3 protein-coding genes are annotated in these 4,201 nt (G+C 74.1%); all 3 read right to left on the minus strand.

Annotated elements, in window-relative coordinates:
- Nucleotides 1-293 precede the first annotated feature (293 nt).
- The 3 genes from UO65_RS23195 to yaaA all read right to left on the minus strand — a co-directional run bounded on the left by UO65_RS23195 (nt 294) and on the right by yaaA (nt 3,997).
- Nucleotides 294-1,775, minus strand: a complete 1,482-nt coding sequence (locus UO65_RS23195) for a DEAD/DEAH box helicase (RefSeq protein ID WP_052021651.1) — start codon at nt 1,773-1,775, stop codon at nt 294-296.
- A gap of 313 nt (nt 1,776-2,088) precedes the next feature.
- Entirely contained in the window at nt 2,089-3,063 is a 975-nt protein-coding gene (locus UO65_RS23200; protein ID WP_035286250.1) for a serine protein kinase RIO, read from the minus strand.
- A gap of 190 nt (nt 3,064-3,253) precedes the next feature.
- Nucleotides 3,254-3,997 (minus strand): peroxide stress protein YaaA, encoded by a 744-nt coding sequence (yaaA, locus tag UO65_RS23205; RefSeq protein WP_035286252.1) that lies wholly within the window; start codon nt 3,995-3,997, stop codon nt 3,254-3,256.
- Nucleotides 3,998-4,201 lie beyond the last annotated feature (204 nt).

Raw genomic sequence — 4,201 nt, forward strand, 5'->3', positions numbered from 1 at the left:
CACCCACCCGGGCAGTTGCTTGGTCGGGCCGCCGGTTTGTGGGGTGGTCGGCCGCCAAACGCATCCACCCACCCGGGCAGTTCGCTCGCCAGGCCGGCGGTTGGTGGGGTGGGCGCCTGAGCTGCTGCGCCGAGTGGGGTTCGGGGTGGCTGGTGGTCGGGCCGCCGGTTGTGGCGGTGGGCGATCGGCTTTGCGGGCGGGGGCTGGGAGGTCCCGCCGACGACTCAACGGCTGAGGGCCGGGAGCGCATCCGCTCCCGGCCCTCAGCCGCCGTCTCAACCGGTCTTCGTGGGTCAGCCGCGCTCGGCGTTGAAGCGGCGCGGGGCCCGGCGGGGGGCGCCGCCCCGGCGGTCGTCGCGGCCGCCCTCGCGCTGGTGGAACTCGCGCGGGCCGCCTTCGCGGGCGCCGCCCTCGCGGCTGCGGCGGGGGCGGAAGTCGCCGCTGCGGCGGGAGGGGTGGCCGCCGGAGCGGGGGGCGCGCGACGGGCGGGCGGGGGGCTCGATGTACGGCTCACCGCTGGGCACCCGGGCGCCGGTGATGCGGATGAGTTCCGCGTCGCCGGGGCGGACCCGGGTGCTTTCGGGCTTGACGCCCGCCTTGTCGGTCATGCGGGTGACGCTGCGGCGCTGGTCGTGGGTGACGACCGTGACGACCGTGCCGGACTCGCCCGCCCGGGCGGTGCGGCCCGCCCGGTGCAGGTAGTCCTTGGAGTCGGCCGGGGGGTCGACGTGGACGACCAGGCTGACGCCGTCGACGTGGATGCCTCGGGCGGCGACGTCGGTGGCGACCAGGACGGGCATCTCGCCGTCGCGGAACTGGGTGAGCACGCGGTTGCGGGCGCCCTGGGTCTTGCCGCCGTGCAGGGCACCGGCGCGGACGCCGACCGAGCGCAGCTTGTCGGCCAGGCGGTCGACGTGGTGCTTGGTGCGGACGAACATGATGGTGCGGCCGTCGCGGGCGGCGACCTCGGTGATGACGTCGGCCTTGTCCTGCTTGGACACCAGGAGCATGTGGTGCTCCATGGTGGACACGCTGGCGGTGGACACGTCGACCGAGTGCGTGACCGGGTTGGTCAGGTAGCGGCGGACCAGCTGGTCCACGTCGCCGTCCAGGGTGGCCGAGAACAGCAGCACCTGGCCGTCGGGGTCGGTGAGGTCCAGGATCTCGCGGACCTGGGGCAGGAAGCCCATGTCCGCCATCTGGTCGGCCTCGTCGATCGCGCTGAACTGCACGTCGTGCAGGACGCAGGTGCCCTGGCGGACGTGGTCCGAGAGCCTGCCCGGGGTGGCGATCAGCAGGTCGACACCGCGCTTGAGCGCCTCGGCCTGGCGGGGGAAGGACATGCCGCCGACGGCGGTGCGGCACCACAGGCCCAGCGACCGCGCCAGCGGGGTCAGCGCGTCGCTGACCTGCAGGGCCAGCTCGCGGGTGGGCACCAGGATCAGCGCGCGCGGCCGCAGCGAGCGGGCCTGGCCGCCGTTGAGGCGGGCGAGCAGCGCGAGGCCGAAGGCCAGGGTCTTGCCCGAGCCGGTCTGCGCGCGGCCCAGCACGTCCCGGCCCGCGAGGGCGTCGGGGAGCGTGGCGGACTGGATGGGGAAGGGCTTGTCGATGCCCGCGGCGGTCAGGGCGCGCAGCAGGGGCTCGGGCAGGCCCAGCTCGGCGAAGGTCACGCCGTCGCCGGTCTCGCTGTCGAAACGCCCCTTGTCGCCGGCGCGGTGGCGCGGCTTGCGGTCTTCGGTGGTGATGTCTTGCGTGGGCAGGGCAGAGGTCTGCACGGGGTCCTCTCCGGACGTGGCACGTCTCGGGAGGCTCCGCCCTCACGCAGGAGGTCGGCAGGCTTTCACGCGGACGGGCCCGGCACGATGTGTTCGTACCGTTTGGGTGGCTTCCACCGCTGCCTGTCGGACCAGTACGACTGACTGGTGTCTGACTGGGAACGGCGCATGGGCCGTTCGCGGTGATGACCCAAGCGTACCCGACATGTGTCGGCCCCCGCGCACCCCGGGGACCCGGACATCGTGACCGTCCCCACTGATCTGCGGGAACAGGGCGGGTGGACCCCGCAAAAGGGGCCCACCCGCCCCCGCCTCAGATGCCCGCCGCGGTGAGCAGGCGGGCGGTGAGGGCGCCCGGGTCGCCGACGTCCTCCGGCAGCCCGCGCGAGCGGAACCAGGACGCGATGTTCGCCACATCCCGGGCCAGGAACTCCGGGCCGCCCGGGTTCGCGATGACGTCGACCACCTGCGGCAGGTCGATCAGCACCAGCTCGCCGCCGCGGACCAGGGTGTTGTAGGCCGACAGGTCGCCGTGCGCGAGCCCCAGGGAGGCGAACAGCTCCAGCGCGTGCACCATCTGCTCCCACAGGTCGCGCAGCTCGTCGGCGGGAGGCCGGAGCTGTGCCAGCCGGGGCGCGGCCGAGTCCGGGTCGTCGCCGCGCAGGTACTCCAGCAGCAGCTCCGTGCCGTCGCGCTGCACCGGGTAGGGCACCGGGGCGCCCGCCGTCCACAACCGCGACAGCGCGGCGAACTCCGCCACCGCCCACTGCTCGGCGATGAGGTTGCGGCCGAAGGAGCTGCGGTTGCCCATCGCCCGCATCTCGCGGGACCGGCGCACCCGCCTGCCCTCCAGGTAGCCCGCGTCCCGGTGGAACAGCCGGTGCTCGCCGCTGCGGTAGCGCTTGGCCGCCAGCACGCAGCTCGCGCCGCCGGGGACCGCGCGCTCCAGCAGGAACACGTCGGCTTCCTTGCCGGTCTTGAGCACACCGAGTTCGGTGTCGGCGGCGGCGAGGTCGGTGACCAGCCACTCCGGCCGGGGCGCGGGGCCCTGGTCGGCGTCACCCCAGGTGGACCACCGGTCGGTGCCCGGGGGCAGCTCCTGGGCCTTGGTGTAGGCGTCGTCGCGGACGCGGGCGAGCCGGGCCCGCTCGGCCTCGGTGAGCCGCCCGGACCGGGTCGGCTGAGGGTCGTCGTCGAACCCGCCGCGCCTGCGCATCCTGGCGGAGCGCGGGGCGTCGTCGGTCAGGTCGGAGAAGTCGGAGAAATCGTCGGAACCGTGCTTGCGCACTGGTGGGTCTCCTCGAGGAAGGAAGGGGTCCCCACCGCGCAGCTCAGCTCGGTGGGGCGGGTGGACGGGTCAGCGCCACCACAGGGACCGTCATCTCCACGGGGCACCTCCTCGGTTCCACCGGCGTCTCTCCACCGGCAACGTGCGCACAGGATCGCGCGGACCGCCGGGGCCGCGCAACCGAATTGACTCAGCTATCGATGACCAGTTCGAGTTCGCGCTTGCCCACCGGCTCCAGCCGCAGCCCGGCGGCCCGTGCGGCCGAGACGACCGTGCGGACGGTGCCCGGCTCGCGCGGCGCCAGCGCCAGGGCGGCGGCCAGCCTGCCCTTGGCGGCCTTGTTGAAGTGGCTCACGCTCTTGCGCCTGCCACCCTCGCCCTCGGTGACCACCCGCACCGTCACCGCGTGCGGGACGTCGGCCAGCGCCGCGTACGCCCCGGAGCGCAGGTCCACCACCAACTCGTCCACAGTGGACAGCGTCTTCTCCAGGTCGGCCCGCCACACCGCGCGCAGCCCGCCGATCCCGGGCAGCACGGACGCCCCGGAGAGCCGGTAGGCTGGGATGGGGTCCTCGGCGCGCACCACCCCGAACAGCGCCGAGGCCACCGCCAGCCGCCTGCCCGCCCGCGCCCGCTGCGCCCTGGTGAACTTCTCCGCGCCGAGCGCGTCGTAGAGCACCCCGGTGTAGCGCTCCAGCGCGGGCCGGGTCGGGGAGGTGAACAGCTCGGCGTTGCGCTCGACCTCCTCCACCTGCCGCTCGGACAGGTCGAGCGCCCGGAGGCTGGCGGGCACGTCGTCGGCGAGGGTGCGCAGCGCCTCGGTCAGCCGCAGCCGGACCGGGGTCAGCTCGGCGAAGGACAGGGCGCCGAGGTCCAGCGGGTCGCCGTCCCCGCCGTCGCTCTTGGTCTCCGAGGGCGGAAGCAGTACGAGCACCGGGCGAGCGTAGAGAAAAGCGGTCGAGGCGCCGTGCCGGGGTGGGCTACGCCTCTGCGGGGTTGAGTGTTGGTGCTGACAACCAGTCTGCCTGCTGGGCCATCCGCCTCCGCTGGACCGTGCGCCTCCGCTGGCCGTGTCTTCAAGCTGCGGTCTTTGTGTGGGTGGTGCCCGGCTGGGTGGATGTGTTTGGCCGGGGCCCCT

It is taken from the genome of Actinokineospora spheciospongiae (genome assembly GCF_000564855.1).
Classification (GTDB): domain Bacteria; phylum Actinomycetota; class Actinomycetes; order Mycobacteriales; family Pseudonocardiaceae; genus Actinokineospora; species Actinokineospora spheciospongiae.